The following is a 25,726-nucleotide window of genomic DNA, read 5'->3' on the forward strand; positions in this document are numbered from 1 at the left end:
CTGCCAACTGCCAACTGCCAACTGCCAACTGCCAACTGCCAACTCTTCCTTCTCCCTTGCGATCGCCCGTCAAACTTCGCTATTATAGAAAGTTGCAGTTAAAACCCCACAATCAACGATCATGGCCAAGCGCGTCCAATTAGTTTTAAACAAAGATGTCAGCAAACTCGGCAAAGCTGGCGACGTAGTAGAAGTAGCCCCAGGCTACGCCCGCAACTACCTAGTACCCCAAGGAATGGGATTTAAAGCCACTCCCGGCATTCTCAAGCAAGCAGCCCGCCGCAGAGAAGAAGAAAGACTGCGCCAGCTAGAGCTCAAGCAGCAAGCCGAAGTCCGCAAAACCGCCCTGGAAGCAGCCGGGCCTTTCATCATCTCCAAGCAAGTCGGCGAAGGAGACGCGATTTTTGGTACAGTCACCAACCAAGAAGTAGCAGAGCTGATCTTCAACTCTACCAGTCAAGAAGTCGATCGGCGCGGCATCACCCTGCCCGAAATTCGCGGCACTGGTACATACAAAGCTGAAATCAAACTCCACGCAGAAGTTACCGCCGAAGTTGATGTTCAAGTTGTCCCGATGTAATTTGGTATTGGGAATTGGGAATTGGGAATTGGGAATTGGGCATAGGGCATAGGGAATTGGGCATAGGGAATTGGGCATAGGGAATTGGGCATAGGGAATTGGGCATAGGGCATAGGGCATAGGGCATAGGGCATTGTCATTTGTTTTTCCACTAACCACTAACCAATAACCACTAACCACTAACCAATAACCAATAACCACTAACCAATAACCACTAACCAATAACCAATAACCAATAACCAATAACCAATAACCAATAACCAATAACTATTGACTAATGAGCGATTTGATGCCGACAAATATAGAGGCAGAGGAAGCAATTTTGGGCGGGATTTTAATCGACCCCGAAGCTATTTCCCGAATTTCTGAAATCTTGCGACCAGAGTTTTTTGCCATCACCGCTCATCAAGTCATTTATCGATCGGCATTAGGGCTATTTTTGCAAGGTCAACCGACGGATTTAATGACCGTAACGACTTGGCTGACGGATCGCAACCAGTTAGAACAAGTCGGAGGATTAACTAAATTAGCACAATTAGTCGATCGCACAGTTTCAGCAGTCAACATCGACCAATATGCAGCTTTAGTCGAAGACAAATATCAGCGGCGCCGATTGATCGAAGCGGGCAACAACATAGTACAATTAGGTTACGAGACATCAGCGCCACTAGAAACAGTCTTAGACCGTGCCGAACAAGAAGTTTTCGGCATCACTCAAGACCGCCCGCAACAAGATTTAGTATCGATCGGCGAAACCCTAAACCAAACATTTCAAGACTTAGAAAATCGCAATGAAGGCCTCACGCTTCCCGGTATTCCGTGCGGTTTTTATGATTTAGATGCCATGACAGGCGGCTTTCAGCGATCGGATTTAATCATCGTTGCTGCCAGGCCGGCAATGGGCAAATGCCAAGCAAGCTCTACCATAACGCTTCAAAGCGATGGAAGCCTTGCTACCATTGAAGAAATCTATCAAAAACGTCAAGCTGAATTACTAACTTTAGGAAAAGATTGGAAGTTTCATCTAACTAGACCATCTGCTTTTATAGATGATGGAATTAAGCCTGTATTTCGCGTCACAACCAGATTGGGACGCTTTATAGAAACTACAATTACACACCCATTTTTAACAATTAAGGGTTGGCGGCAGTTGGGGGAAATACAAGCAGGCGATAAAATTGCTGTACCCCGCAGGATGGATGTTTTTGGTAAAGAAACCATTCGTGACTGTGAAGTTAAGTTATTGGCTTATCTAATTGGCGATGGGTGTTTGACACGCAGCGCGCCGCACTTCACCAATGGAAATACTGCTATACTAGAAGACTTTGCTAAGGCTGCTACTAGCTTCGGAGGTCTTAGGCTGCGATACAACGATCAAGGGAGACGCGCACCAGAATATTACGTCATGGGCGATCGAGACAGTTACAAAGACAAAATATCTTTCTTTGGTCTGAATTTGCAAAAAGTCCTTAAAGAACAACATTTGTATGTTAAAGAATTTGCTAAAATATTGAAGGTTTCACCCGATTTAGCCTCGGATTGGGTGCTAGGATTGGCATTCCCAAAGCAAAAATTATTTAGTCGCATCTGTGAAACTTTAGATGTCGCTCCCAAAAAACTAGCCGGCCCGGGAATGGAGGCTATTAATACCTTGCATCAAAACCCGCTGAGATACTGGTTAGAAGAATTAGGTCTGATGGGAAAAAATGCTCACCAGAAAACAGTACCAGACATAGTTTTTAGATTGGAGCGATCGCAAATTGCCCTTTTCCTCAACCGCCTCTTTTCCACTGACGGCTGGGCTACCCTACTTACCAGCGGTCAATCTCAACTAGGCTACTGTTCTGTCAGCGAAGGACTAGCTAGACACGTACAGCATCTACTGCTGAGATTTGGCATCATTGCCGCCCTCAAAAAACGTTTAGTTAAATATAAAAATACTCGTAATCCAGCTTGGTTTATAGATATTACTGATGCTATATCTATCAAAATATTTATATCAGAGATTGGCATTTTTGGCAAAGAAGAAGCATTGTTTAAAGTTAAAGAAGCACTAGAAAACAAAAAATCTCACAATAACCGTGATTTAATTCCTGTCGAGGTTTGGGAATACATAGCATTAGCCAAAGGCAACGAATCTTGGGCATCCTTAGCAAAACGCGCAGGCATCAAAGGTTATTCCAATATTCACGTTGGTCAACGTGCGCTGTCCAGGCAAAGACTTTTGGTTTTAGCAACTGCTTTAAATAATTCGTGGCTGAAACAACTGGCAGATAGCGAGGTTTACTGGGATGAAATAGTTTCGATCGAACCGATGGGAAACAAGCAAGTCTATGACTTAACTATCCCGGAGACACACAATTTTGTGGCTAATGATATCTGCGTTCACAATACGGCCTTTTGTACCAACATCGCGCACCACATCGCCGCCGGAGGGCAAAAATTACCGGTTGCCGTTTTTAGCTTGGAAATGTCGAAAGAACAGCTAGTGCAGCGTATTCTGTCCAGTGAAGCCAAAATAGAAAGTAATAGGTTGCGATCGGGCAGAATCAGTCAAAATGAATGGGAACCCATCAGTACAGCCATTGGTAACTTATCAGAACTACCGCTGTTTATTGATGATACTCCTAATATTACCGTGATGGAGATTCGCTCCAAAGTCCGCCGCCTCCAAGCAGAACAAGGCGGATCTCTCGGATTAATCTTGCTAGATTACCTGCAATTAATGGAAGGTAGCAGCGACAACCGCGTGCAAGAATTATCTCGAATTACAAGAAGTCTCAAAGGTTTAGCCCGCGAGATCAACGTGCCGATTATTGCTTTGTCTCAGTTGAGTCGAAGTGTGGAAGCCAGGACAAATAAGCGGCCGATGATGTCGGATTTACGGGAAAGTGGATGTCTGAGTGGTGATAGTTTAGTTACTATGGCTGATAGTGGATTAGAAGTCCCGATTCGCGATTTGGTCGGTAAATCTGGCTTTGCTGTTTGGGGATTAAATTCACATACCCTGAAACAGGAAAAAGCGATAGTGACTAATGCTTTTTGTACAGGGGTAAAGCCAGTCTGGGAGATGACAACTAGCTTGGGAAATTCAATTAAAGCAACAGGCAATCATAAGTTCTTTGCATCAGATGGTTGGAAGCGTTTAGATGAATTAAAAATAGGCGATCGGATTGCTATACCTCGATCTATTCCTTGTACTGAAGTGCAGACGATGGGTAATGCTGAATTAGCTTTACTAGGACATTTAATTGGTGATGGTTGTACTTTACCCCGACATAGTATTCAGTACACGACGCGAGAATTAGATTTAGCTGAATTAGTTGCACATTTGGCTACAGAAGTATTTGGTGATGAAATTAATTCCCGTATCAAACGCGAACGTGATTGGTATCAAGTTTATCTCCCTGCTAGTTATCATCTCGCTCCCAATATTAAAAATCCGATTACTAAATGGCTAGAACAATTAGAAGTCTTTGGTTTACGTTCCCATGAAAAATTTATTCCCAGTTTAGTATTTACCCAACCCCAAGAATCGATCGCTCTTTTCCTTCGACACCTATGGGCAACTGATGGTTGTATCAAACCGGCTAAAGGGAAGAAATGTCTTTATCCAGCTATTTATTATGCCTCTAGTAGCGAGAAGTTAGCCAGAGGAGTCCGTTCTCTGTTGCTTAGACTGAACATCAATGCGGCTGTCAGAGTTGTTTCTCAAGGTGGAAAAGGACGTACACAATATCAAGTTTGGTTGGGAGGAAAGTCAGATATAGAAATATTTGCGAATGTAATCGGTGCAGTTGGTAATTATAAAAAATCCAGTTTAGAAGATGTGAAAGTATATCTCAATAATTCTGAATGTGGGAAGACAAATCGGGATTTAATTCCGAATGAACTTTGGCGAACTCAAGTCAATCTTGCCCAAAAACGCCTTGGTTTAACCATCAAACAGATGCAAGATTGCTTGGGTATGCGTTATTCAGCCACAACGGATTACAAATGTGATATTGGTCGAGAACGCACACATCAGTTAGGGAATATTTTGGATGCCGAAGAGATATGCAAGCTAGCTGTTAGCGATATCTATTGGGATAAGGTGAAGAAAATTGATTTTTGTGGTGAAGAAATGGTTTACGATATAACAGTCGAAAATCTTGAAAGCTTTGCCACACAAGGTTTATATGCCCATAATTCGATCGAGCAAGACGCCGACTTAGTAATTATGCTTTACCGTGATGAATACTATAACCCTGATTCGCCCGATCGCGGAATTGCCGAAGTAATCATCACCAAACACAGAAACGGCCCCACAGGAATCATCAAACTATTATTTGACGCTCAATATACCTCCTTCCGCAATCTCGCATCTCCGAAGCGCTCTTAAGAAGGAAGAAGGAAGAAGGAAGAAGGAAGAAGGAAGAAGGAAGAAGGAACACACAGCAAGCTTGAGCGCGATCGATATTTTACGTTTAATTAGGTCAATTTACTTAAATCAACCAGGATTTACACAGAAACCCGGTTTCTTAAAAAAACCGGGTTTCTCCACACCGTCAAAGTTTTACGCTTAGTTAAGTTAAGCTACCTAGCCAGCGATTTTCAATAATTCCACATCAAAAATCAGCGTAGCATTAGGAGGAATCACCCCGCCCGCACCGCGAGCACCATAACCTAATTCAGGCGGAATAATCAACTTGCGGCGTTCTCCAACTTTCATTGTACCGACACCTTCATCCCAACCCTTAATTACTTGACCGACGCCAATTTTGAACTGAAAAGGAGAATTGCGATCGCGCGAACTATCAAATTTCGTGCCATCCTCCAAAGTGCCAGTGTAGTGCACTACAACCGTCTGACCGATTTTTGGAGTCGCCCCATTACCTTCTTTCAATTCAACATATTTCAGACCTGAACCTGTGGTAACAGTTTTCTCAGTATTTTCAGTTTTCTCTGTATTTCCAGTCATGTTATTGCCAGCAATAGTAGCTGGTTCTTTTGGTAAATTAGCATCAGCTACTAGCAAGCTATCTTCAGTGAAAGACTTCGCTGAGAGTATCTCAAGCGCAGCATCGGTTACAGGATTATTCACTTCGGAGGCAACTGCTGTAGGTACATAGCCGCTCATTTGAGCGACTATCAAAAACACAAAGCAAACCAGCATTACGCCCAAGCTGACCAGAATTCCTTGCAAAATTAATCCTCCTGACACTTTTAACCGCGATATCTCAGATATCTAAGACATCTAGTACAACAAGAACTACAAAATTTTATCTGAACTTTTCCGCCCAAAAATAGCGGCTGCCAGTTAATTTTAAAGGCAAAAGAAAGTATGAAGTCAGAATCTTTGTAATTCTACCTTCTGCTTTCATTCATAAGTGCCTGATTGAGCCTTCTGCGTTCGGGTGACAATTTTATCACAAGATCGCAGCGAGAGCGCGCGATCGCACTTAGCGCCAGTTACGGTTTTCTAGATCCCGCATCTGACGTTCGAGACGATCGAGCCTGCCGCGCAACTCATCCATTTCCGACTGTCGGGGAACGCCCATATCTTGCAGCATATTCCGGAGTTGGCGCTGCAACTGCGTATCCCAATTGCCCTGCTCGGACTTGAGATGTTCAGTCACGTCATCGACAAAGGTTTTGGCTTGCTCGGGATTGATTTTGCCATCTTTGACCCATTGCTCGCTGGCTTCCTGCAATTTCTCCGCCACCAAGGATGTAGTACCAATGCCCAGCATTACCAGTTGTTTGAGTAAGTTGCTATTGTTATCCATAGATTTTTCCTACTGTTTGCCCCAAAATACCCGATCGGCTCAGGTCGCCTGCGGTCGCTGCGAAACCCTTTGTACAATTTTAGTTACATCAGCACTGACCTACCTTTCTATTTTGGAGCATCCAGCAGCCTGCTGGCGAGTTTAACCCGCCAATCGGCGTTCGGAAAACCCGCTAATAAGCCTCCCGACAAAATTACCCCATCACCCTGCTATCCAATGCCTGAGTGTCCCCGCTGTCACCAACCTGTAGACTCCCGAGCGATCGCCTGCACCCACTGCAAAACCCCTCTCAAAGCTTTCGGTCATCCGGGTATCCCGCTTTATCGATCGGCATCCGCAGAATTTCTGTGCGCTACCTGTACTTACCACGAAGACGACACCTGCAACTACCCGCAGCGTCCCTTCGCCAAAGAATGCACGCTTTATCACGATCGAGCTGAGCCGCTGGTACCACAGACGAGCCGTTATATCAGTGGTGGCTGGCCCCAATCAATCAAAAATTGGTGTCAGCGAAATGTCGTTTGGCTGGCTTTATTTGGTTTAATTATTATTAGCATTGCCCTGTCGATTTAATCTAATTATATCAAGCGTAGAATAGAGATATCTGCGTATGTCGGGCTTGCTATGCGGTTCATTCTCTAAATTATCCATGAGTTACGTATTCGGCATCGACGGCGGCGGAACTAAAACTATCTGCATCTTAATAGACGAAAACAGAGTTGTTTTGGGACGGGGGGAAGCAGGGCCCTCAAATTATCAAACGCAGGGAATCGAGACAGCAAAACAATCAATTGAAGTGGCAATCGAACGAGCAGTTCTGTCCGCTAAAATAGAGCCAAATAGCAATCTCAACATAGAAGCAATTTGTCTGGGACTAGCAGGCGTCGCGCGTCCAAAAGATATTGAAATAGTGCAATTTGTAGTGCAGAACTTGCAGTTGACGAATACTTTACCAGTAACCCGATCGCTCTTGCCCAGAAATATCGTAATTTGCAGCGACTGCGCGATCGCACTTGTGGGCGGTGTCGGCAATCCAGTCGGTATCGCCGTTATTGCTGGAACTGGTTCGATCGTTTTCGGGCAAAACCGTCAAGGGAAAACTAAACGAGTCGGCGGTTGGGGATATATTTTAGGTGATGAAGGTAGCGGATATGACATCGCGATTGCGGGTTTGCAAGCTGCTTTGAAGTTCTATGACGGACGCTCGGAGTTTACCGTGCTGGCCCAAAAATTTCAACAGCATTTAGGTCTAAATAACCTGGAAGAATTGGTAGAAGTCGTTTACCGGCGCGGTTGGGGAGTGACAGAAATTGCAGCTTTAGCGCCGATTGTCGATCGAGCAGCAGCAGAGGGCGATCGCGTCGCTGACGGCATTATTAGTCGTGCTGTGGCAGAATTAACATTTTCCACCAAAACAGCTATTTCAGCGCTGTTTAGCCCCACAGAAGAATTTGAAATTGTGACGATTGGAGGTGTGTGGGGTTCAGAAGCTAATTTCCGGGGTAGGTTTGAAAGTGCGATAAGTGCGATCGCCCCGAATGCTAAGGTAATTTTGCCCCGATCCGAACCAGCTTTCGGTGCAGCGTTGTTAGCATTAAACGCTCTCAAGAATTAAGCTCGTCCGGCGCTTCCTGCTAGGATTTCAGCTTAACTGCTAAAAGGACGATGAATCCCAATCTCTCCTTTATCTTCCTTATCTTCCCGATCGCCCCAGCCTTGCCAATTTTCGAGATTTTGCCAAAATTAAAAATTCTTGATTATCTACCTTATCTTCCCAACTTGCAGAATCTCTACCTGCCATCATTAAAACATCAAATGAATCCGAAACGCGAAACAGATTTAGCAGTAGTACATTCCTAAGTAAAACAAAACAAAACCAAGGAGACAAATTATATGATTACTTCTCACAAATGGCGCTCAGCAACAGCAGCAATCCTCGCAGTAGGCATTACAGTTGCAACCAGCGCGCCTCTGGTGGTAGCTACTCCCGCAGAAGCTCAACAACGAATTTCACAATATGATAGCATCCGAATTCCGTCTGGCAGTGTAATTCCAGTTAGCTACGAAAAAGAAAAAATTGTTGTTACCCGCGATGAAACTGCACCTTTAACTTTAACCGTATCGCGAGACATCCGCACAGATCAAGGAAGAGTATTAATCCCCGCAGGCAGCCAAATTGTCGGGGAATTGCGACCGGTTAGAAGGGGCAATCAAAGGGGTACTCAATTTGTTGCCAGAGAGTTAATTGTCAGCCGCCGCCAACGCTATCGGATTGATGGCTATTCCGGAGTTATTACCAGAACCGAAAGAGTTCAAAAAGGTGCCGGCACAGGTTCAGTAGCGCAAGGTGCAGCATTAGGCGCAGCAGCAGCAGCAGCCCTAGCAGGCATTACCGGGGACAAGGCAATTGCCACTGAAGAAGTATTGGGAGGCGCTGGCATCGGCGCATTAGCGGGAGTATTGTTGGGGCGGCGCAGTGTTGACGTGATCGTGATTCGCCCGGAAGAAGATTTATCAGTGAGATTGCGATCGGACATCGTGCTGCGGTAATATTAAAATCTTCAGATTAAGTATTTGCAGCAAAACATTGTCGATCGCAAACTTGTGGTCTCCCGATAATTGGCTAGGCATACTATTAAGGTTGTGCTTGGCCATGTTTGTTGGCGGAATTATTGGATGGGAGGTTGACAAAGGCTAGACAAATAAGGTAATAGAAACACTTGACAAACCTAGACGACAAAGCGTACTATTGAGAAAGTTATTTAATTGATGCTTGTGCTGTTATCAATCAAGACAAAGTTAAAATTAACAAGTGCCGAAAAACAATTGATGAGTAAACAGGCTGGAATAGCTCGTTTTACTTACAATTGGGGTTTGGCGACTTGGCAAAACTTGTACCAAGATGGATTAAAGCCCAACAAATATATTCTCAAAAAGTTTTTCAATAATTACGTCAAGCCAGAGCTGGAATGGATTAAAGAAAAAGGGATTTGTCAAAAGATCACTCAATATGCTTTCGACCAATTAGGTAATGCGTTCGATCGTTTCTTTAAAGGACTGGGTGCTTATCCCCATTTTAAAAAGAAGTTTCAACACGATGCTTTCACTCTTGATGCTGGTGGCAAGCCGATGAGAGTTGGCGGGGTAAGGATTAAATTGCCTACAATTGGCTGGATTCGGACGTTTGAAGGATTGCCAAATGTTACTACTTCTAAAATAACAATTTCTAGGATTGCTGATGACTGGTATTTATCTTTTGCTTACGAGCAGAGTCAGCAAGTAATAGCCAAACAATATGAAGTTGTTGGTGTAGATTTAGGCGTGAAAACTTTAGCTACACTTTCGACAGGAGTTGTGTTTGAAAATCCCAAGTATTACTACCAAGAGGCTGCGAAACTGAAGCGACTGCAAAAACAACTATCTAGAAAAAAGAAAGGCAGCAATCGCCGATTTAAAGCGAGAATGAAAGTGGCTCGTCAACACAGTCGAATTGCCAATCTCCGCAATAATACTCTTCATCACGTTACTACTTATTTAAGCAAAAACCACGCGAAAGTAGTAATTGAAGACCTAAACATAGCAGGAATGATGGCTAATCATAGGTTGGCTAAAGCAATTGCTGACTGTGGATTTCATGAATTCAGACGACAACTAAAATATAAGTGTCGAAAATTTGGTTCCGAACTAATGATAATTAGTCGGTGGTACCCAAGTTCTAAAACTTGCTCTAGTTGTGGGAATATTCAAGATATGCCGCTTAAAAAACGCACGTATGATTGTTGTTCGTGTGGCATATCTATCGATCGCGATCTGAATGCCAGTCTGAACATATCAAGGTTGGCTTAACCTTGAAAGCTCGTTGAGGGATAGCCGCTCCGATGCCCCCGATGAAACGAGAAGTAATGACTAGACTTGTCTAGGATTTATATAGCAGTAATTAAAGTATTGGAGCGTCGAAGTCGTCCCAAATAGTCGAGGGCCCAACTCGCGTGGCTCTGTACTTTTTTGCAGCCGTTAAAACAGACAGATAGACTCTGGTTTGAGGGGACAAGTCTTATTTGCGATTAGATCATCATCTAGCCATAGATTAGTTAGTTTGGTCAAAGATTTCAGGGGTGTAATGTCTGATATTTTATTGTCATTATAATTAGGTATGTAGTTGGGCTTTAGCCCTCTTTATATATATATAAAGGAGGCTCAAGCCCAACTACGTACCTTTATTTATGAATATGAAAATTGCGTCTAATATGCCACCCGACCTTTGAGCGATGCTTTCGGTAGTTTCAGATTTATTTTTCCTACAATAAAACTGCACTGCTTCGATCGGGGGATTAGGGCGAATCTGCCTTAAGTGAACGGTATTGCGTTATAATAAAAATTAGGGGGAAAATCCACTTATAATATTAGTTAATTTTTAGGCATAATAATCACTGTCTATCCAGCCCAAAGACTGAATAAACAGGATTAATTTTTTCCATAAATATTGGGCAAATTCATCAATTCCAAAGACTCTTGCCGCACGCGACCCGCCATCGCAGCTAACTGCAAGCTCATAAAAGCATTCAAATCTTCCAAATCACACTTTGACGAGGAAAAAATATGCTGCATTTCATTTTCCGCTTCCAAACTCAGATATCCAGCGTCAATAGCTTGTTTTACAACTTCACGAATCAGCACGATCGAAATGTTCCTTACTAAAATTCAAGGTGTCCAAAGCAAAATAATTACCAACAAGCAGTTTCCGAGGCGGTCTCGCCAAATATTTCAAATTGTTTGAGTTCGCGAGACTCTTGTTTTACCAAGCCGGACATGGCTGCTAGTTGCAAATTCATAAAAGCATTTAAGTCTTCCAGGTCATACTTTGTGGTGGTTAACATCCGCCGCAGTTGATTTTCGGCTTCAAGACTTAAATAACCTAGGCTCAGAGCTTGTTGGGCGAGATCGCGAATCAGTACCATAACACTTGGGAGTTTTATTTGTTGAATAGCCTCAGTATCAACGGTTTTCACTGACTCCGCAGTGACGGCTATTGCTCAATTTGTGTGACATTTTTAATGGCCGGCCGTGACAGCCGGACTCGCAAAGTGTGACTAAGTGTTTGCACGGGTGTGACATGGATCACGCGGGGGAGAGGGGAGAGGGGGAGATGGGAGAGGGGGAGAGGGGGAGAGGGGGGAGCATTTTTCTTATTCCCTTTGACTAATGACTGATGACTCATGACTCATGACTCATGACTCATGACTGATGACTCATGACTCATGACTACTACCTTCTACCTTCAGAAGGCTCTCACCGTCTATAATCAGCAAGTTAAATATTTACGGCAAGACCTATGGAAGCACCACTTAAAGATTTGTTACAACAAATAGCCAGATTATCGGAAACTTATGCTAATTTAGCCGATCGACTCTCCCAAGCAGCCAAACAACTGCAAGACTCGGGCTTTCCTCCCTCGGACAGCTTACTTCAAGAAATTAGCGCCTACAGCCGAAACTTTGCAGAAGTCCAAAAAAAAGCACTCGAACTCAATAAATCCGCCCTCGCCCCAGGGGAAATTGCTTCCCTCAAAGACATTCAAAACTTAGTCGAGACAGCCACAGCTTCCGCTGGTAAAGCAGGAATTCGCGATGCAGCTTTGAAAGTGCTCGATCGAGTATTGGCGATCGCCCACCGCGAACAAAGCGACTTCGCGCCCTTACAATCAGTTCATGGCAGAGCTCGGGAACTTCACCGCGCCATTTCCGAATCCGCCCCAACTCAACTGCATTCCGACGCAGAATCCTTAGTGGGCGGCAAACACCCAGTTGCAGCAGTGCTCGCCCTGGTGGAGCAGCAAGACAAACTAGATGACGAACAGTGGGTGATCCTCGAAGAAACAGTCAGCGCCGCTTTTGGGAAACAAATAGCCGTCGCCATTTCCAGAGGCAAATTAACCGTTTCGCAGATGGTAAAAGCAGCACCTGCGAAAGTCGAGCCCGTATTTCAAGCAGCAACCGAACCAAAAATCAGCACCGAACCTCTACCGGAAGTTATTATCATCCCCTCGGGAAATGCGGCGCCGAAACAAGTTACAGTTGCACCACAAATCCAAATTTTGGAATCCCCCGCCACGACGGCGCCCATGCACGAGGTGATTATCGTTCCTAGCGTGGAAGTACCTAAATCCCTCCAAGCAACCGGTTTCGGCAACATTGTGTTTGGGGCACCTCGCGAGATTCAACAAGTGCCAGTAGAGGGCGGTTTGGGATTGAAAGTGTTGGCGCACATTCAAGGAATTGGCGATCGCACTTTTAGCGCTCAAGAATACGCCGGCACTAAAGGTAAAGGCCTCCGCGTTGAAGGATTTCAAATTAATATTGAGCCACAAATTCCTGGCTTAACAGTCGAGTATATGGCTCATGTCGAAGGTGTTGGCGATACCCCTTGGATTGGCGAAGGGGAATTAGCCGGTTTTCGCGGTCAAGCGAAACGAATTGAAGGATTTGCCGTGCGGTTGAGCGGGCCGCAAGCTGATAAGTATGACGTATTCTATACTGCTCACATTCAGAATATCGGCGACACCAACGTGTCCTCCAACGGCGAATATTGCGGCACTCGCGGCAAAGGTTTGAGAATAGAAGGGATCAAGGTTTGGATTGCGCCGTCTGCGAGTTCTCAAGTTGCGACGCCTGTGGGTTTAAAAGTGTTGGCGCACATTCAAGGAATTGGCGATCGCACTTTTAGCGATAAAGAATACGCCGGTACTAAAGCTCAAGGCCGCCGAGTCGAAGGTTTTCAAATTAAAATAGAGCCTCCGGTTCCCGGTTTAAATTTGCAGTACATGGCTCACGTTGAAGGAGTTGGCGATACTGCTTGGATTGAGGAAGGGGAATTAGCCGGTTTCCGGGGTAAAGCCAAGCGCATTGAAGGATTTGCAGCACGGCTGACTGGGGTGAAAGCTGATAATTACGATGTATTTTACACCGCTCACATTCAAAATGTGGGTGATACTCCTGTTGGTTCTAACGGTCAATATTGCGGCACTCGCGGCAAAGGTTTGAGGGTTGAGGGGATGACGGTTTGGGTTGAGGCTAAGGGGTAAAAATGATAAATGAATGGAAAATTTTAATTAAAATTTTCCATTCATTAAGTACCCGAATCAGTAGGGTGCGTCAGTTCGCATTATTTTTGCCAAAAACTAACAATTTTGAAGCTGACGCACCAGCCAATAAATGGTATAGCCTTTCTCAAAAAGATGAGGTATAACTGACAGCTTATATAACCGCTTAAACCAAGAGGGCTCTCTTCCCAACAACGTCCGCGAATCTTTGTGAGAACCGCTATACGTCAGAACGATACTTTATACTTTATGTGCTTATTCAGAATCCCAAAATTGACAGCAATATGTCTCTTTGACCATTTCAGCTTGAATTTTTTGGTTGATTTCGGAGCGATTGAGTTCCCAGTTGCGGATGGTATGCACAATATCGATACCGGCCCAAATCAACATTCCGAGGACGATCGCACCAATTAAATATTCCATAGCTTTTTAAAAGGTTGAGGTTTTCTGGATCTGATCTAGCGCGGTAATTAACAGCAAATGGGATGAAAATTGTCGCAGTTGAGTGGGAATTTTCACATTTATTCTTTAGTCAGCTAGGAGTGGACTTCATTTTAACTGTTAATCAACCTTCCAAAGCTGCCAAGAGACTATGATGTTTTTTACCCGATCGCCCTGCTTAATGGTGCAGCAGGTGCGATAAGCTTTCAGCAGCATGGGCGATCGCACTTGGAGCAGTTTCGCAACCCGCGGCTTCGGCGGCACAGTGGCTGGCGTGGAGTGCGTGTCCGACTGTTTTCGCCCCAGAGTCGATCGCGCCGTCAGCTACAAAACCATTAGCTTCGTACTGGCCCATTTCGGCTTGCATCTTCCTGTTAAACTCAGATTGATTCGGTTCCCAGTTGCGGACTGTTTGGACAATCTCGATCCCAGCCCAAATTAGCATTCCGAGGACGATCGCAGCAATCAAGTATTCCATAGCTTTATGAAAAATTGAGGTTAGCTTTATATAATTTAACGCAGCAATTGCCAAGAAACAGGAAGGCAATGACAGCACTTTGCTAGCATAATGATGAATATTCCTTTCGATACTAGAGGCAATATGGCAACAATTACGATTCGCAATGTGCCAGATCAATTGGTCGATCGCATCAAACGGCTTGCGGAACAAAAGGGAGTTTCGATGGAGCAGGAAATTCGCGATCTGCTACAAAGCCGTTATGTGCAGCGGGGCGCGGTGATCGATCGCATCCGTCGGCGTTGGGACATTCTGCCGGTGCAAACGGCTAGCCAACTGCAAGACTGGAAAGAGCAAGGACGACCCTGATGGTAATTGATACAATGGTGTTCGCTTATGCGCTGTTGCGGGTGGAGAATCATCACGAGCAGGCGATCGCAGCCTTAGAGACAGCAGAGCAGATTATTGTGCCCGATTCGCTATTTGCCGAGTTGGGTAATGTGGTATGGCAATGGATTCAGTTTCGGCAGTTGCCAATTGAAACAGGGCTAGAGGTGCTAGACGATGCAGAGGCATTAATCGATAAGATTGTCCCTAGCGCTCAGGTTCGAGAGATTGCTTTGGAGCTAGCAGTCGGGGCCAATCATTCGTTTTATGATGCGTTATTTGTCGCGGTGGCAATTCGGGAGGAAGTTCAAGTGATTACGTTCGATCGCAAACTAGCGGCAAAGTTTCCCGATCGAGTCCAGCTTTTAGAATAACGATGATGCCTGTCAAAAGGTCGGCATACCGTGATTTGTTAAATTGGTTAAAAGTTATCGTTGAAAGAGCGCTAAAAGCTTCAAAAACAGTAGTTAAGTTTAATCAAATTTTGTATAGTCAACTGGTAAAAGTGCTATGACACAAAATCCTAATGAAGCTAGAGAATACGATGCTGTCCTTGGCAGTGAGGCTCCAATGCCAACTAACGCCGCTGTTTTGGGAGGCATCGAAGGTGTAAAGATGCGCTTGGCGAGTGCAGTTGTCGAGCAACGAATTGCTGCCGTTTTAGATGCGCCCAAGTATGGAGAAGCTGGTTTAGATTTGGTGATTCGGGTTTTGCAGGATGAATCAGACCAGGTACAAAGAGCTGCATATCGGCTATTGCGGGAAAGGACAGAGCCGAGAGTTAAACAGATTTTACAAGAGTACAATCCCTGGCGACTTTTTGAGCGCTTGTATAAAAGTAATTTTGATTGGCATTCAAGTTCGGTTAATTCCGTCGCTATCAGCCCTGATGGACGAACGATTGTTAGTGCAAGTGACGACACAACAATTAAAGTCTGGAATCTGGACACAGGGGAATCGATCAGAACTCTTGAAGGACATTCACACGCGGTTTATTCCGTTGCCATCAGCTCGGATGGGCAAACTCTTGTAAGTGGGGGTTGGGACAATATTAAAGTCTGGAACCTGGACACTGGGGAATTAATCAGAACTTTTGCAGGAGATTTAAATTATTCCGTAGCCATCAGCACAGATGGGCAAACTCTTGTGAGTGGGAGTGGGGACAATATTACAGTCTGGAATCTGCACACAGGGGAATCGATCAGAACTCTCGAAGGACATTCAGACGAGGTTACATCCGTCGCCATCAGCCCGAATGGACAAACTTTGGTGAGTGCGAGTAGGGACAAAACAATCAAAGTCTGGAATCTGCACACCGGGAAATTAATCAGAACGTTTGCAGAACCTTCAAACTCAGTTTATTCCGTTGCCATCAGCCCGGATGGGCAAACTCTTGTGAGTGGGAGTGGAGACCGTACTATCAAAGTCTGGAATCTGCATAGGGGAGAATTAACCAGAACCCTTTCAGGACATTCAATGAGCGTTAATTGCGCCGTCATCAGCCCGGACGGGCAAACTCTTGTGAGTGCGAGTTGGGACAAAACTATCAAAATCTGGAAGCTGCACACCGGGGAATTGATCGGAACTCTCGAAGGACATTCAAGCTCAATTTATTCCGTAACGATCGGCACAGATGGGCAAACTCTTGTGAGTGGGGGTTACGACCAAACCATCAAAGTATGGAATCTGCAAGCCAGGGAATTGATCAGAACCTTTGGAGAACATTCAGACGTAGTTAATTCTGTTGCCATCAGCCCAGATGGGGGAACTCTTGTGAGTGCGAGTAGGGACAAAACAATCAAAGTCTGGAATCTGGACACAGGGGAATCGATCAGAACTCTTGAAGGACATTCAGATGCAGTTAATTCCGCAGCCATCAGCCCGGATGGGCTAACTATTGCGAGTGGGAGTTACAAAACCATCAAAATCTGGAATCTGGATACTGGGGAATTGATCAGAACTCTTGAAGGACATTCACACCAGGTTAATTCTATTGCCATCACTCCGAATGGGCTAACTCTGGTGAGTGGCGGTTGGGACACCATCAAAGTATGGAATCTACACACAGGGGAATTGAGCAAAACCCTTGTAGGAAATTCACACGGGGTTAATTGCGTTGCCATCAGCCCGGACGGGCAAACTTTCGTTAGTGGAGATTGCCAGAACACCCTCGAAGTTTGGAATATGGAAACCGGGGAATCGATCGGAACTTTTGCAGGACATTCAGATTTAATTAGTTCCATAGCCATTAGCCCGGATGGGCAAACCCTTGTCAGCGGGGGTGGGGGTTACGACAAAACAATTAAAGTCTGGAATCTGCACACCGGGGTATTGAACAGAACTTTTGCAGGACATTCACGATCAGTTAATTCCGTCGCCATCAGCCCTGATGGGCAAACTATTGTGAGTGGAAGTGATGACAACACTATTAAAGTTTGGAGCCTGCACACCGGGGAATTGATTAGAACTCTCGAAGGACATTCACACGAGGTTAAATCCGTTGCCATCAGCTCGGATGGGCAAACTCTTGTGAGCAGCGCTCGGGAAATTGTAGTGTGGGGTGTGCGGTAAAGTTTTTGTTGGGTAGAGTTTCGATTCGCAATGTACTCGACAAAACTGGACAACCAGACCAATAATCCGTCACTCAACTCGATGACTTATTTCCCTTGCAACACCGTGCCGTTCGAGGAGAATTGTAACCCCCATTAATATCATTTACAGTAATTAATAGCGAAACAAAACCTATAATGGTGAAGTAGAAAAAATCATGCCATACAGTCAATTTACTACGATCGCCAAAGCGAAACAAGCTTTCGGTCTGACAGTCCAAGAAGGAACTCGCTTTATACCTCCGCTAAGCCCGATCGCACCCTCAGACATCCTCAGCGGCACCCTCCAAGATAGCCTCCCCATCGTCGCTACATCGGGAAGTGAAAAAGCGCGATCGGAAGGGATTATCTATCCGGTGCTGCTGGAAGTGAGGCGGATTCTCGATCGCCAAATTAGCCTTTTCTCCGGCGAAGATTTCACGATCGACGAAGCTGTCGGACTGAATGGAGTGTTTGATTTTCTGCTGGCGCGATCGTCCGAAGTGCTAGAAATTGAAGCCCCCGCCGTTGTAATTGTCGAAGCTAAAAAGACCGACCTCAAAAGCGGATTGGGTCAATGTATTGCCGAAATGGTTGCCGCTCAACGCTTTAATCAAGCCAAAGAAAAAAACATCCCCATCATCTATGGGAGCGTGAGTAATGGCATTCAATGGCAATTTATCAAACTCGAAAACCAAATTGTGACGATCGACTTATCCGTCTATCCTCTGCCCCCAGTCGAGCAAATCCTCAGCTTTTTCGTTTGGATGATCCAGAATGGTGCTGTTAACTCAGAAACAATTTAACCTTGCAATGCCGCCAACAGACATAACAACAAAGCCTCAGTCCACTCAACAACAGCACCGTAAGTATCGCCCGTGTGGCCGCCCAAACGGTGGTTAAACCAGGCTCCGGCAAAAATTCCGATCGCACTTCCCCCCAAAGCCATCCCCACCGCCAACAGCCAGCGATCGCCCTCCAAGACAACTTGCAACACGCTCAAACTCAGCAGCAACAGCACTCCTGGGATAAAATCAAAAGGTGAATAAATCGATTCTTTATGAAAAGCTCCCTTCCCCTCCGGGCGGAGATACGGATAGCGGGCGATCGCCACCAGTTGGGCCCACCTCCCCCAACCCGCCACACCCATCAAAGCCAACCACCGATAGTTACTCAAGTCCGAGAGCGCGGCAGTTTTGAGCAGGACGATCGCGATCGCAGCCATCGCCCCAAAAGCCCCTGTAACGCTGTCCCGCATCACTTCCAGCCTGCGAACCGGGTCGGGGACTGCCAGCCCGTCCGCCGCGTCCATCGCCCCGTCTAGGTGCAGCCCGCCAGTCACCGCGATGCCTAAAACTACCACCAAGGCCGATCGAGTCAGAGCAGGCATACCCAACAACTGCAATCCAAAATCCGCGATTCCCAGCATCCCACCAATCAAAAGCCCGATCGCCGGTGCCAAGCGAGCAATGCCCCGAAACTCCAAAGTCCAAGACATCGGTACCGGCAAGCAAGTATAAAAAGCGACGGCCGCTGCGATGGCAGCACCTTGATTCCGGAAAAAGTCGATCGTAGAGCGAACCAATTTATCATCCATCTTGACACTCCCCGACTATCAAGGTACGGGGATTCTTAAGACATTTCTGTCAAAATATCCCTATTGCTAGGGTTCCCAGGCTGACTACGTTTGCACGCTTAAGTGCGTAATCATATCTCCTCAAAAATGTTTTAGGCGTAGACTTTCCCACCGGGAGGGGGTAGGTTTTTAAATCTTGTCTGATCTGTTTATTCTACCATCTTCATTTGTGAAGATGGATTTGTTATTTTACTTAACAATGGCAAAAAGCCGTCCTATAAGGACGGGGTTTTCAACCCAATTTTTTGATAAGGTAGAAAATTTTTCATGTTGTATGCGGTTGCTAATCCATTAGCCTGTGCCAGAATTGGAATTGTAACAGCCTAGTCCTTTGGATCGGGCATTCCTCCTGCCCGAGCTCTTTTCCCCGGAAAACCTCTGCCGGCAGCGATCCCGAAGATCCCAATCTAAAATGGCTAAACTTAAGATCCGCGTTTCCCGTATCCAGAATTCTAGCTAACTCCCTGATTTCCAAGTCGGGAACATATTACAACAGAGGCTTTTGCTCCATGAGTGACCAATTAAATAACAGGGTAGTTGCTCCTTGCATCATCGATACAGGCATTGTCGTCAACAAGCGCGATATCAAAAGATTGCTGTTTGATTTAGGACGTGTCCGCTACCTTCACATCCAAGATGGCAAGATTTACAGCGAAGGGGAAGGTTATGTGCTCGAAGTCTTCGCCAACCCCGATCGTTCTACCCTGATTGCCAACCACGCGCTTTATTTGAACGTATATAGTTTTGATTACCTGGAACTGAAACACTCCCCAGAAGAAGGTTCTTATTTTGACCTGATGCAAGATGGACGGCAGTTGCGGTTAATTCCTCTCTCCAATCCCTTGCAAGAACAAGTCGCCCGCAATTTAAATGCTGCGGCGTTGGATGCGGTGGTCGATCAGGTACTCTCAGGAAATTGGGATCTGCAATTGGATGAGGATGATTCTCCGTTTTAATCGTCAGTCAGTCGATTTTAGATTTTAGATTTTAGATTTTAGATTTTAGATTTCCTCGCAGCTTTGAATCTGGGAGGTAGAGTTAAGGTCTAAAATTTTTTGCTCTCCACGACGATTGTCGGAAACTTGTCTCTGTTTTTGGGCGGGGTAATGGTTTTTTTTGTCGCGATGTCAACAACAATAGATTACATAACACGGACTGCCCAGTAGCGGTTAACGATCGACGGTGACTAATGACTGAAGACAAGGCAAAATTTTCTTTTAAATGTCAGGCTAATTGCAGCCATACCCAAGCACGTGCAGGGGTTTTTGCGACTCCCCACGGTATTGTGGAAACGCCTAAATTTATGCCGGTGGGGACGCTGGCTAATGTCAAAACCTTGACACCGGCACATCTTGAGGACGCAGGTTCTCAAATGGTTTTGGCAAATACTTATCATTTGCACTTGCAGCCCGGGGAAGCGATTGTCGCCGGCGCGGGCGGATTGCACAAATTCATGGCTTGGCCTGGCCCGATTCTGACGGATTCGGGCGGCTTTCAGGTGTTTAGCTTGAGCCAAATGCGGACTATTTCTGAGAATGGGGTGACTTTTCGAGCTCCCCGCGACGGCCGCATCATTAATTTAACGCCGGAAAAGTCGATCGAGATTCAGAACGAGTTGGGCGCTGACGTGATTATGGCCTTCGATGAGTGTCCGCCTTACCCCGCTACACGGGACGAGGTGGAGGCGGCCACAGATCGCACTTACCGCTGGCTGCAACGCTGTATGCAAGCTCACTCACGCCCGGAGCAAGCTTTGTTCGGTATCGTCCAGGGGGGCGTTTTCCCAGATTTGCGATCGCGCGCGGCGAACCAGTTGGTAGACTTGGATTTGCCCGGTTATGCGATCGGCGGAGTTAGCGTCGGCGAATCGGGGGATTTGATCGCAGATATTGTGAGAGTTACTGCGCCCCTGTTACCGGCAAATAAACCCCGTTATTTGATGGGGATTGGCACCTATCGCGAAATGGCCTTGGCTGTGGCGAGTGGCGTAGATATGTTTGACTGCGTGATTCCGACTCGGCTGGGCCGTCACGGCACGGCTTTTGTGCGTGGGGAACGCTGGAATTTGAAAAATGCTCGGTTTCGGGAGGATTTTGCTCCGCTGGATGAGTCTTGTCCTTGCTATACCTGCCAAAAATTCAGCCGGGCTTATTTGGCACATTTGGCGCGGGCTAAGGAAGCACTCAGCTATACTTTGCTGGCGCTGCACAACGTGACAGAGTTGATTCGCTTTACTGGGAGGATGCGGGAGGCGATTTTGGCCGATCGATTTACTGAAGAGTTTGCCCACTGGCTGGCACCAACTGTCGATCGATCTTGATTGGCTTTGGTGAAGATATGCGACAATTATTAAAATTGTGTTGGATAGGTAGGTTGATTCATGGAAGCTGCATTACTGTTGGCTAAACTCCCCGAAGCTTATGCGATCTTTGATCCTTTGATTAATGTTTTGCCAGTGATTCCCGTGTTTTTCTTGCTGCTGGCTTTTGTCTGGCAAGCGGCTGTCGGGTTCAGATAAGTTTCATTTCATTAAAAAGCAGGGGCAATTTACCAATTGCCCCTGCTTTTAGCTGTTGAGTTTTTGAGCCGATCTCGTTTACGGTTATTTTGGAATTATTTAACCGCAGAGAACGCAGAGAAAGAGCCCAGAGAGCTGAATAATTTTGATATGCTATGTTTAGCCCTGGCCCATCGCAATTTTAAATGCCGGTCTTTCTGAGATGCGCTTCATGTAATCTAAAACAGCCGGGTAAGGACTGAGATCGACTTGTAGCATCATCGGAATGTAAATCAACATCGATCCGACTGCTGCGTCAGCGACACCGAATTCATCGCCCATTAAAAACTGCTGTTTCTCGAAAATGCTATTTAATGGTTGTAACAATTTCGGGGTTTCGCGATCGCGGCTGGCTTCGACAAATATTCCCGGGCCGAGAGTGGCGTTAGCAAAGATGACCCACTGCACGATTTCGGCTTGTTTTTCCACAGTGTCCGGCATCTTACCATATTTTTGAGCTAAATACAGCAAAATTGCCCCGGACTCCCAAAGTTTAAAATCTCCGTCCACAATAGCTGGTACTTTGCCGATCGGGTTAATTTCCAGAAACTCAGGCTGCAAGTGTTCCGCTGCTTGCATATCCAGCAAGACGAATTCGTAAGGAACCGCTATTTCTTCGAGATACCACTTGACAATTGAGGCCCTACTGCGACCTTGGCCGTAAAGTTTTAGCACGGAATTTTTATCCTTGTAATGCAATATTGTTGTTATAGCATTTTTGGTCAGTTGACAGTTGATAGTTGATAGTTGATAGTTGTCAGTTGATAGTTGTTGATTGGGAATTAGCCATTTGAAATTAGAACCTTCTGAGAATGCTGATGTTACGGGATCATCTCAGTTTTGCATTTACAGTGCGAGCTCTTAAGCTCGCACTACCTACCATAAAAAATGCTTCTTGCAAAACTGAGATGCTCCCGATGTTACGGTGGGGAAAACGACTAATGACTAATAACGTTCACTTTTCGGGGACAGCGCTACCGATTACTGACTAATGACTAATAACGTTCGCGAGCCGGGGACAGCGCTACCGATTACTGACTAATGACTAATAACGTTCGCGAGCCGGGGACAGCGCTACCGATTACTGACCCATAACTAATGGCACTTCTGTTAAGTGTAAAAACAAGATTCTGCCATCCATTTTTGTTAACTATGAGATGTTATAATTACAATATTCTAATCGACTGTTTTAGTTTACACTAAACTTTAGTAAAATAGCAATATTTCATAATTCATTCATTTTTACGTCACATTTGTTTCACAATTGACTGTTGAAAAATGCCGGGATTAGCTGTATTATATGGCAGACTATTTATCAAGTCACAAAATTCAGAATGCCACAATCTCGACCTTACCAACCATTGCTGCTGAGATTACTGCACGGGGCTAACGCTGCGATCGCCTTTTTATCAATTTTGAGCGCATTTATAGTGTACAACACCTATGACGGGCGCTTCGGGAAAGTCCCCGTGCCTCGGATTGCAGACATTATCGGGATTCACGGCACTTTTGGCAAGCTGTTGCTGTTAGGAGTGATGCCTGCTTTTGCATTGTATAGTTTCCATGCAGGTCAAAGACGGTTGGTGCAGCAAGATTCTTTTGCCAAACTGGCGCAGTTGGGAAAACCGATTTGGTGGTACAGTTTGCACCGGATTGTGAATACTTTGATGTTGTTAGCGCTCACTTTTGCGATCGCATCTGGCAGTATGGTTAAGGAAGAATGGCTGCCGGCTGGGGATTTGACACAGGTTTGGTATTATTTGCACCTCTCTGGTTGGGTGGTATTGGTGTTTTGTCTGCTAATACACTTGTTGATGAGTGCGAAGGTGGGAGGTTGGCCCCTAATTTTGTCGATGTTCGATCGCAAATACCGCCCGGAGGATTCACCGGCTGTTTGGTGGCGGAAAATTCGCTCTTTTGTCGATCGCTCTTAATCGAGAACCCATTGATTGTGCATTATTTCTGGTAAAATCACCACAGACCAAACTATTTAACAAGTGATCGTAAAGGTAATGAGGTATGTTGTTGGGCTTAAGCCCTCTTATATTTATTATCTAGTAAGCAATGCCGAATCAAAAACTCCATTTATAGTCAGCTATACTTTATATTTCTGAGAAAGGCTATAGCCTTTCTCAAAAAAATGAGGTATGACTGACAGCTTATAAAACCACTAAACTAAGAAGGGCTGAAGCCCAACAACGTACCTCATCTTTCTGACAAAGGCTATAATAACTCCCAACAACCTCAAAAATCAATTAATTTATGCAAGTTTGTCTCGTTACAGGTGGTAATTCCGGTGTTGGTTTAATGACATCTTTAGGTTTAGCTAAATTAGGACATCATGTCTTTATTGCTTGCCGATCCCAGAAAAAAGCGACAAACGCGATCGCCTACATCCGTGAAACCACTGGAAATCCCAATATAGAATATTTACCCTTAAATCTCGCCTCCTTAGAGTCAGTGCGTCACTGTGTCAAGCTATTTCAAGACCGAAATTTGCCCTTACATATCCTCGTCAATAATGCCGGAATATTCGACGCCAGAGGCATGACTCAAGAAGGATTTGAGTTGATTTGGGGAACAAATTATTTAGGTCATTTTCTTCTGACTTATTTATTATTATCTAAAATACCAGATTTTCCCTCAAGTCGCGTGATTTTCGTCTCCTCAGATTTAGCATTAAAACCAACTCAAATTAAGTGGGATTTATTTGTCAAAAAAACACCCTTAAATTTTATCGAATCATATAACCAGTCAAAACTTTGCCTGTTGCTCTTAACCAGACAACTTGCCCAAAAATTAACCAATGTCACAGTTAACGCAGTTCATCCAGGTTTTGTCCAATCTAATATTACCATCGGTCATCGTTTGAGCAAATATCTCGGTTTAGGAATTAGTCCAGAAAACGGAGCTTATAGCAGTCTCTTATGTGCAAATTCTCCAGAATTTGAGTTGATCGCAGGTAAATTTTTAGGTCGAACAGGACAAGAAATAACATTACCTGTATTAGCACAAAATAATGATTTATGCCAACAGTTATGGGAAAAAAGTTTATTATGGACTGGCTGCAATCAATCCGTCCAGAAACAAAGAAATAATTATGATGCTACTGATGGGATATGGGGGCCTTACGATCTCAAGTTGAATCAGGATGAACTCGCGACTATTTGCGATCGTATCTTTAAGGAAGTTTTACCAAAACCGCCCGTTAAAGTTTTATTGACTCAGGCATTAAAAGCCCTTTTGAGGTGCCAATTTGGTTCAATTATGTTACTGCTGGTTCAATGTTACAAAGGCCAATTCTATATGGAAAGACATTTAGATTCGGCTGCGGTGTTGCACCTGTGTCAAGATGATAATTTATTGAAAATACTGACAGCTTATTTAGGAGACAATTTACAATTATGGCGGTCAGAATTATGGGTCAATTATCCCTCACGTCAATTAATTCCTTTTTGGCATCGAGATATTTATCCTAATTTACTGACTGGGGAGGGAAAAACAATTAATATTTATATTGGTTTAACAGAAGTAACGGAGACAAACGGGTTTGAATATATCTCGAAAAGTGACCTCAAAAAATGTCAAGTCAAAATTACCGATTTCTTTAGTGGGAATCATTTTTTTCGAGTTCCCAATGAAGTTGAAGAGAAGGCGATTCCGGTAGTTTTAAAACCCGGTGAGTTTATTTTATTTACCGATCAACTTGTACATCGTTCGATTTATAATAGAAGTGGCAAAGTTCGTCTTTCTTTAACGTTACGAGTCGCCCAACCGAGTATAAAAGTTTTACCAGGTTACACTTCTAATTATCAGGAACCTGTCACTCTGAATTCTAGGTAAGTTGGGGATTGGGGATTAAAATTTTATTTATTTCTTATTTCTTTCTTCTTTGTGGTGAAAGTGAAGAATGTCAGCCAATTAGTGCAGAAGCTGAAGCAGAAGTTGCTCTGACTAGAAATGTGAAGAAGACTTTTTTCAATAACCAATCCGTAAAAAATGGTAACAAGAATAATAGTCCGATCGCTCTTAATGAAAAAATGAACAGAAATATCGTATTAATGGTTGTAGAAGTTTTGGTGATGGGAGGTTGGTTGTTTGCTGTGGCTGCTCCTTTATCAGAAAATTGGGTTTAAAACCCCGTCCTTCTAGGACGGCTTTAATTTTCTTTGAATCTTCCTGATTCTATCAGCAAAACATAGTATAATAGAAC

At 44.8% G+C, this 25,726-nt stretch carries 26 protein-coding genes; 18 read left to right on the forward strand and 8 right to left on the reverse strand.

Annotated features, from left to right (window positions below; genetic code table 11):
* Positions 1-121: 121 nt before the first annotated feature.
* Both rplI and JGK14_RS03740 read left to right on the forward strand, forming a co-directional pair.
* A complete protein-coding gene (rplI, locus tag JGK14_RS03735; protein WP_293127513.1) occupies positions 122-580 on the forward strand; it encodes a 50S ribosomal protein L9 in 459 nt (152 codons plus the stop codon).
* A gap of 277 nt (positions 581-857) precedes the next feature.
* Entirely contained in the window at positions 858-4,961 is a 4,104-nt protein-coding gene (locus tag JGK14_RS03740; protein WP_293193354.1) for a replicative DNA helicase, read from the forward strand.
* A gap of 198 nt (positions 4,962-5,159) precedes the next feature.
* On the opposite strand, the gene JGK14_RS03745 is transcribed toward JGK14_RS03740, so the two are convergent.
* Both JGK14_RS03745 and JGK14_RS03750 read right to left on the reverse strand, forming a co-directional pair.
* The gene (locus tag JGK14_RS03745) at positions 5,160-5,765 is read right to left on the reverse strand and encodes an FKBP-type peptidyl-prolyl cis-trans isomerase (protein ID WP_293207258.1); all 606 of its coding nucleotides are present in this window, start codon (positions 5,763-5,765) and stop codon (positions 5,160-5,162) included.
* Between the two features lie 256 nt (positions 5,766-6,021).
* Positions 6,022-6,348 (reverse strand): phasin family protein, encoded by a 327-nt coding sequence (locus tag JGK14_RS03750; protein ID WP_265235356.1) that lies wholly within the window; start codon positions 6,346-6,348, stop codon positions 6,022-6,024.
* 216 nt (positions 6,349-6,564) lie between these two features.
* Between JGK14_RS03750 and JGK14_RS03755 the strand changes: the two genes are divergently transcribed.
* The 5 genes from JGK14_RS03755 to JGK14_RS03775 all read left to right on the forward strand — a co-directional run bounded on the left by JGK14_RS03755 (position 6,565) and on the right by JGK14_RS03775 (position 10,194).
* The gene (locus tag JGK14_RS03755; RefSeq protein WP_293178492.1) at positions 6,565-6,921 is read left to right on the forward strand and encodes a zinc ribbon domain-containing protein; all 357 of its coding nucleotides are present in this window, start codon (positions 6,565-6,567) and stop codon (positions 6,919-6,921) included.
* A 76-nt stretch (positions 6,922-6,997) separates the two neighbouring features.
* On the forward strand, positions 6,998-7,963 hold the full coding sequence (locus JGK14_RS03760; RefSeq protein ID WP_293178418.1) for an N-acetylglucosamine kinase: 966 nt from the start codon (positions 6,998-7,000) through the stop codon (positions 7,961-7,963).
* 50 nt (positions 7,964-8,013) lie between these two features.
* A complete protein-coding gene (locus JGK14_RS03765; protein ID WP_293178421.1) occupies positions 8,014-8,208 on the forward strand; it encodes a hypothetical protein in 195 nt (64 codons plus the stop codon).
* A 33-nt stretch (positions 8,209-8,241) separates the two neighbouring features.
* Positions 8,242-8,898, forward strand: coding sequence for a hypothetical protein (locus JGK14_RS03770; protein ID WP_293178424.1), 657 nt, complete (start codon positions 8,242-8,244; stop codon positions 8,896-8,898).
* A 219-nt stretch (positions 8,899-9,117) separates the two neighbouring features.
* Complete coding sequence (locus JGK14_RS03775) at positions 9,118-10,194, forward strand: RNA-guided endonuclease InsQ/TnpB family protein (RefSeq protein ID WP_293212144.1); 1,077 nt, start codon at positions 9,118-9,120, stop codon at positions 10,192-10,194.
* Between the two features lie 618 nt (positions 10,195-10,812).
* Here JGK14_RS03775 and JGK14_RS03780 read toward each other — a convergent pair.
* Both JGK14_RS03780 and JGK14_RS03785 read right to left on the reverse strand, forming a co-directional pair.
* Positions 10,813-11,028 carry a hypothetical protein gene (locus JGK14_RS03780; protein ID WP_293178495.1) on the reverse strand — a complete coding sequence of 72 codons (216 nt, stop codon included), beginning with the start codon at positions 11,026-11,028 and terminating at the stop codon, positions 10,813-10,815.
* Positions 11,029-11,072: 44 nt separating this feature from the next.
* Positions 11,073-11,306: a hypothetical protein gene (locus tag JGK14_RS03785; protein WP_293149962.1), complete on the reverse strand. Its 234-nt coding sequence runs from the start codon at positions 11,304-11,306 to the stop codon at positions 11,073-11,075.
* A 374-nt stretch (positions 11,307-11,680) separates the two neighbouring features.
* On the opposite strand from JGK14_RS03785, the gene JGK14_RS03790 reads away from it, so the two are divergent.
* Positions 11,681-13,429, forward strand: a complete 1,749-nt coding sequence (locus JGK14_RS03790) for a hypothetical protein (protein ID WP_293219737.1) — start codon at positions 11,681-11,683, stop codon at positions 13,427-13,429.
* A 273-nt stretch (positions 13,430-13,702) separates the two neighbouring features.
* Here JGK14_RS03790 and JGK14_RS03795 read toward each other — a convergent pair whose 3' ends face one another.
* Both JGK14_RS03795 and JGK14_RS03800 read right to left on the reverse strand, forming a co-directional pair.
* Positions 13,703-13,870 (reverse strand): hypothetical protein, encoded by a 168-nt coding sequence (locus tag JGK14_RS03795; protein ID WP_293178434.1) that lies wholly within the window; start codon positions 13,868-13,870, stop codon positions 13,703-13,705.
* Between the two features lie 196 nt (positions 13,871-14,066).
* Entirely contained in the window at positions 14,067-14,366 is a 300-nt protein-coding gene (locus tag JGK14_RS03800; protein WP_293189879.1) for a hypothetical protein, read from the reverse strand.
* A 90-nt stretch (positions 14,367-14,456) separates the two neighbouring features.
* On the opposite strand from JGK14_RS03800, the gene JGK14_RS03805 reads away from it, so the two are divergent.
* The 4 genes from JGK14_RS03805 (at position 14,457) to JGK14_RS03820 (ending at position 18,126) form a co-directional block, all read left to right on the forward strand.
* Positions 14,457-14,714, forward strand: coding sequence for a FitA-like ribbon-helix-helix domain-containing protein (locus JGK14_RS03805; protein ID WP_293226491.1), 258 nt, complete (start codon positions 14,457-14,459; stop codon positions 14,712-14,714).
* Positions 14,714-15,106 (forward strand): type II toxin-antitoxin system VapC family toxin, encoded by a 393-nt coding sequence (locus tag JGK14_RS03810; RefSeq protein ID WP_293226488.1) that lies wholly within the window; start codon positions 14,714-14,716, stop codon positions 15,104-15,106. Before JGK14_RS03805 ends, JGK14_RS03810 begins: the two co-directional genes overlap by 1 nt.
* Before the next feature lie 136 nt (positions 15,107-15,242).
* Positions 15,243-17,303 carry a beta-propeller domain-containing protein gene (locus JGK14_RS03815; protein ID WP_293226486.1) on the forward strand — a complete coding sequence of 687 codons (2,061 nt, stop codon included), beginning with the start codon at positions 15,243-15,245 and terminating at the stop codon, positions 17,301-17,303.
* A gap of 196 nt (positions 17,304-17,499) precedes the next feature.
* Positions 17,500-18,126, forward strand: a complete 627-nt coding sequence (locus tag JGK14_RS03820) for a hypothetical protein (protein ID WP_293178440.1) — start codon at positions 17,500-17,502, stop codon at positions 18,124-18,126.
* On the opposite strand, the gene cobS is transcribed toward JGK14_RS03820, so the two are convergent.
* On the reverse strand, positions 18,123-18,917 hold the full coding sequence (gene cobS, locus JGK14_RS03825) for an adenosylcobinamide-GDP ribazoletransferase (RefSeq protein WP_293327093.1): 795 nt from the start codon (positions 18,915-18,917) through the stop codon (positions 18,123-18,125). The two genes, JGK14_RS03820 and cobS, sit on opposite strands and share 4 nt — an antisense overlap.
* Before the next feature lie 548 nt (positions 18,918-19,465).
* Here cobS and JGK14_RS03830 point away from each other — a divergent pair.
* From JGK14_RS03830 to JGK14_RS03840, 3 genes are all read left to right on the forward strand, one after another.
* Complete coding sequence (locus JGK14_RS03830; protein ID WP_293178446.1) at positions 19,466-19,912, forward strand: hypothetical protein; 447 nt, start codon at positions 19,466-19,468, stop codon at positions 19,910-19,912.
* A gap of 233 nt (positions 19,913-20,145) precedes the next feature.
* Positions 20,146-21,276 carry a tRNA guanosine(34) transglycosylase Tgt gene (tgt, locus tag JGK14_RS03835; RefSeq protein WP_293178449.1) on the forward strand — a complete coding sequence of 377 codons (1,131 nt, stop codon included), beginning with the start codon at positions 20,146-20,148 and terminating at the stop codon, positions 21,274-21,276.
* A 60-nt stretch (positions 21,277-21,336) separates the two neighbouring features.
* On the forward strand, positions 21,337-21,474 hold the full coding sequence (locus JGK14_RS03840) for a photosystem II reaction center protein K (RefSeq protein ID WP_293149949.1): 138 nt from the start codon (positions 21,337-21,339) through the stop codon (positions 21,472-21,474).
* Positions 21,475-21,633: 159 nt separating this feature from the next.
* Here the strand turns inward: JGK14_RS03840 and JGK14_RS03845 are convergent, their stop codons facing one another.
* Complete coding sequence (locus JGK14_RS03845; protein WP_293178452.1) at positions 21,634-22,188, reverse strand: glutathione S-transferase family protein; 555 nt, start codon at positions 22,186-22,188, stop codon at positions 21,634-21,636.
* Positions 22,189-22,847: 659 nt separating this feature from the next.
* On the opposite strand from JGK14_RS03845, the gene JGK14_RS03850 reads away from it, so the two are divergent.
* The 3 genes from JGK14_RS03850 to JGK14_RS03860 all read left to right on the forward strand — a co-directional run bounded on the left by JGK14_RS03850 (position 22,848) and on the right by JGK14_RS03860 (position 25,649).
* The gene (locus JGK14_RS03850; protein WP_325314775.1) at positions 22,848-23,447 is read left to right on the forward strand and encodes a cytochrome b/b6 domain-containing protein; all 600 of its coding nucleotides are present in this window, start codon (positions 22,848-22,850) and stop codon (positions 23,445-23,447) included.
* A gap of 328 nt (positions 23,448-23,775) precedes the next feature.
* A complete protein-coding gene (locus JGK14_RS03855) occupies positions 23,776-25,356 on the forward strand; it encodes an SDR family NAD(P)-dependent oxidoreductase (RefSeq protein WP_325314776.1) in 1,581 nt (526 codons plus the stop codon).
* Positions 25,357-25,364: 8 nt separating this feature from the next.
* On the forward strand, positions 25,365-25,649 hold the full coding sequence (locus JGK14_RS03860) for a hypothetical protein (RefSeq protein ID WP_325314777.1): 285 nt from the start codon (positions 25,365-25,367) through the stop codon (positions 25,647-25,649).
* Positions 25,650-25,726: the final 77 nt, after the last annotated feature.

It is taken from the genome of Microcoleus sp. PH2017_28_MFU_U_A, from assembly GCF_020738035.1.
GTDB lineage: Bacteria > Cyanobacteriota > Cyanobacteriia > Cyanobacteriales > Microcoleaceae > Microcoleus.

Excerpts from the sequence above, each read along its gene's own strand:
- rplI (WP_293127513.1), top strand. The coding sequence starts at position 122 with ATGGCCAAGCGCGTCCAATTAGTTTTAAACAAAGATGTCAGCAAACTC.
- JGK14_RS03740 (WP_293193354.1), top strand. The coding sequence starts at position 858 with ATGAGCGATTTGATGCCGACAAATATAGAGGCAGAGGAAGCAATTTTG.
- JGK14_RS03750 (WP_265235356.1), bottom strand. The coding sequence starts at position 6,348 with ATGGATAACAATAGCAACTTACTCAAACAACTGGTAATGCTGGGCATT.
- JGK14_RS03755 (WP_293178492.1), top strand. The coding sequence starts at position 6,565 with ATGCCTGAGTGTCCCCGCTGTCACCAACCTGTAGACTCCCGAGCGATC.
- JGK14_RS03760 (WP_293178418.1), top strand. The coding sequence starts at position 6,998 with ATGAGTTACGTATTCGGCATCGACGGCGGCGGAACTAAAACTATCTGC.
- JGK14_RS03765 (WP_293178421.1), top strand. The coding sequence starts at position 8,014 with ATGAATCCCAATCTCTCCTTTATCTTCCTTATCTTCCCGATCGCCCCA.
- JGK14_RS03770 (WP_293178424.1), top strand. The coding sequence starts at position 8,242 with ATGATTACTTCTCACAAATGGCGCTCAGCAACAGCAGCAATCCTCGCA.
- JGK14_RS03775 (WP_293212144.1), top strand. The coding sequence starts at position 9,118 with ATGCTTGTGCTGTTATCAATCAAGACAAAGTTAAAATTAACAAGTGCC.
- JGK14_RS03785 (WP_293149962.1), bottom strand. The coding sequence starts at position 11,306 with ATGGTACTGATTCGCGATCTCGCCCAACAAGCTCTGAGCCTAGGTTAT.
- JGK14_RS03790 (WP_293219737.1), top strand. The coding sequence starts at position 11,681 with ATGGAAGCACCACTTAAAGATTTGTTACAACAAATAGCCAGATTATCG.
- JGK14_RS03795 (WP_293178434.1), bottom strand. The coding sequence starts at position 13,870 with ATGGAATATTTAATTGGTGCGATCGTCCTCGGAATGTTGATTTGGGCC.
- JGK14_RS03800 (WP_293189879.1), bottom strand. The coding sequence starts at position 14,366 with ATGGAATACTTGATTGCTGCGATCGTCCTCGGAATGCTAATTTGGGCT.
- JGK14_RS03805 (WP_293226491.1), top strand. The coding sequence starts at position 14,457 with ATGATGAATATTCCTTTCGATACTAGAGGCAATATGGCAACAATTACG.
- JGK14_RS03810 (WP_293226488.1), top strand. The coding sequence starts at position 14,714 with ATGGTAATTGATACAATGGTGTTCGCTTATGCGCTGTTGCGGGTGGAG.
- JGK14_RS03815 (WP_293226486.1), top strand. The coding sequence starts at position 15,243 with ATGACACAAAATCCTAATGAAGCTAGAGAATACGATGCTGTCCTTGGC.
- JGK14_RS03820 (WP_293178440.1), top strand. The coding sequence starts at position 17,500 with ATGCCATACAGTCAATTTACTACGATCGCCAAAGCGAAACAAGCTTTC.
- cobS (WP_293327093.1), bottom strand. The coding sequence starts at position 18,917 with ATGGATGATAAATTGGTTCGCTCTACGATCGACTTTTTCCGGAATCAA.
- JGK14_RS03830 (WP_293178446.1), top strand. The coding sequence starts at position 19,466 with ATGAGTGACCAATTAAATAACAGGGTAGTTGCTCCTTGCATCATCGAT.
- tgt (WP_293178449.1), top strand. The coding sequence starts at position 20,146 with ATGACTGAAGACAAGGCAAAATTTTCTTTTAAATGTCAGGCTAATTGC.
- JGK14_RS03840 (WP_293149949.1), top strand. The coding sequence starts at position 21,337 with ATGGAAGCTGCATTACTGTTGGCTAAACTCCCCGAAGCTTATGCGATC.
- JGK14_RS03850 (WP_325314775.1), top strand. The coding sequence starts at position 22,848 with ATGCCACAATCTCGACCTTACCAACCATTGCTGCTGAGATTACTGCAC.
- JGK14_RS03855 (WP_325314776.1), top strand. The coding sequence starts at position 23,776 with ATGCAAGTTTGTCTCGTTACAGGTGGTAATTCCGGTGTTGGTTTAATG.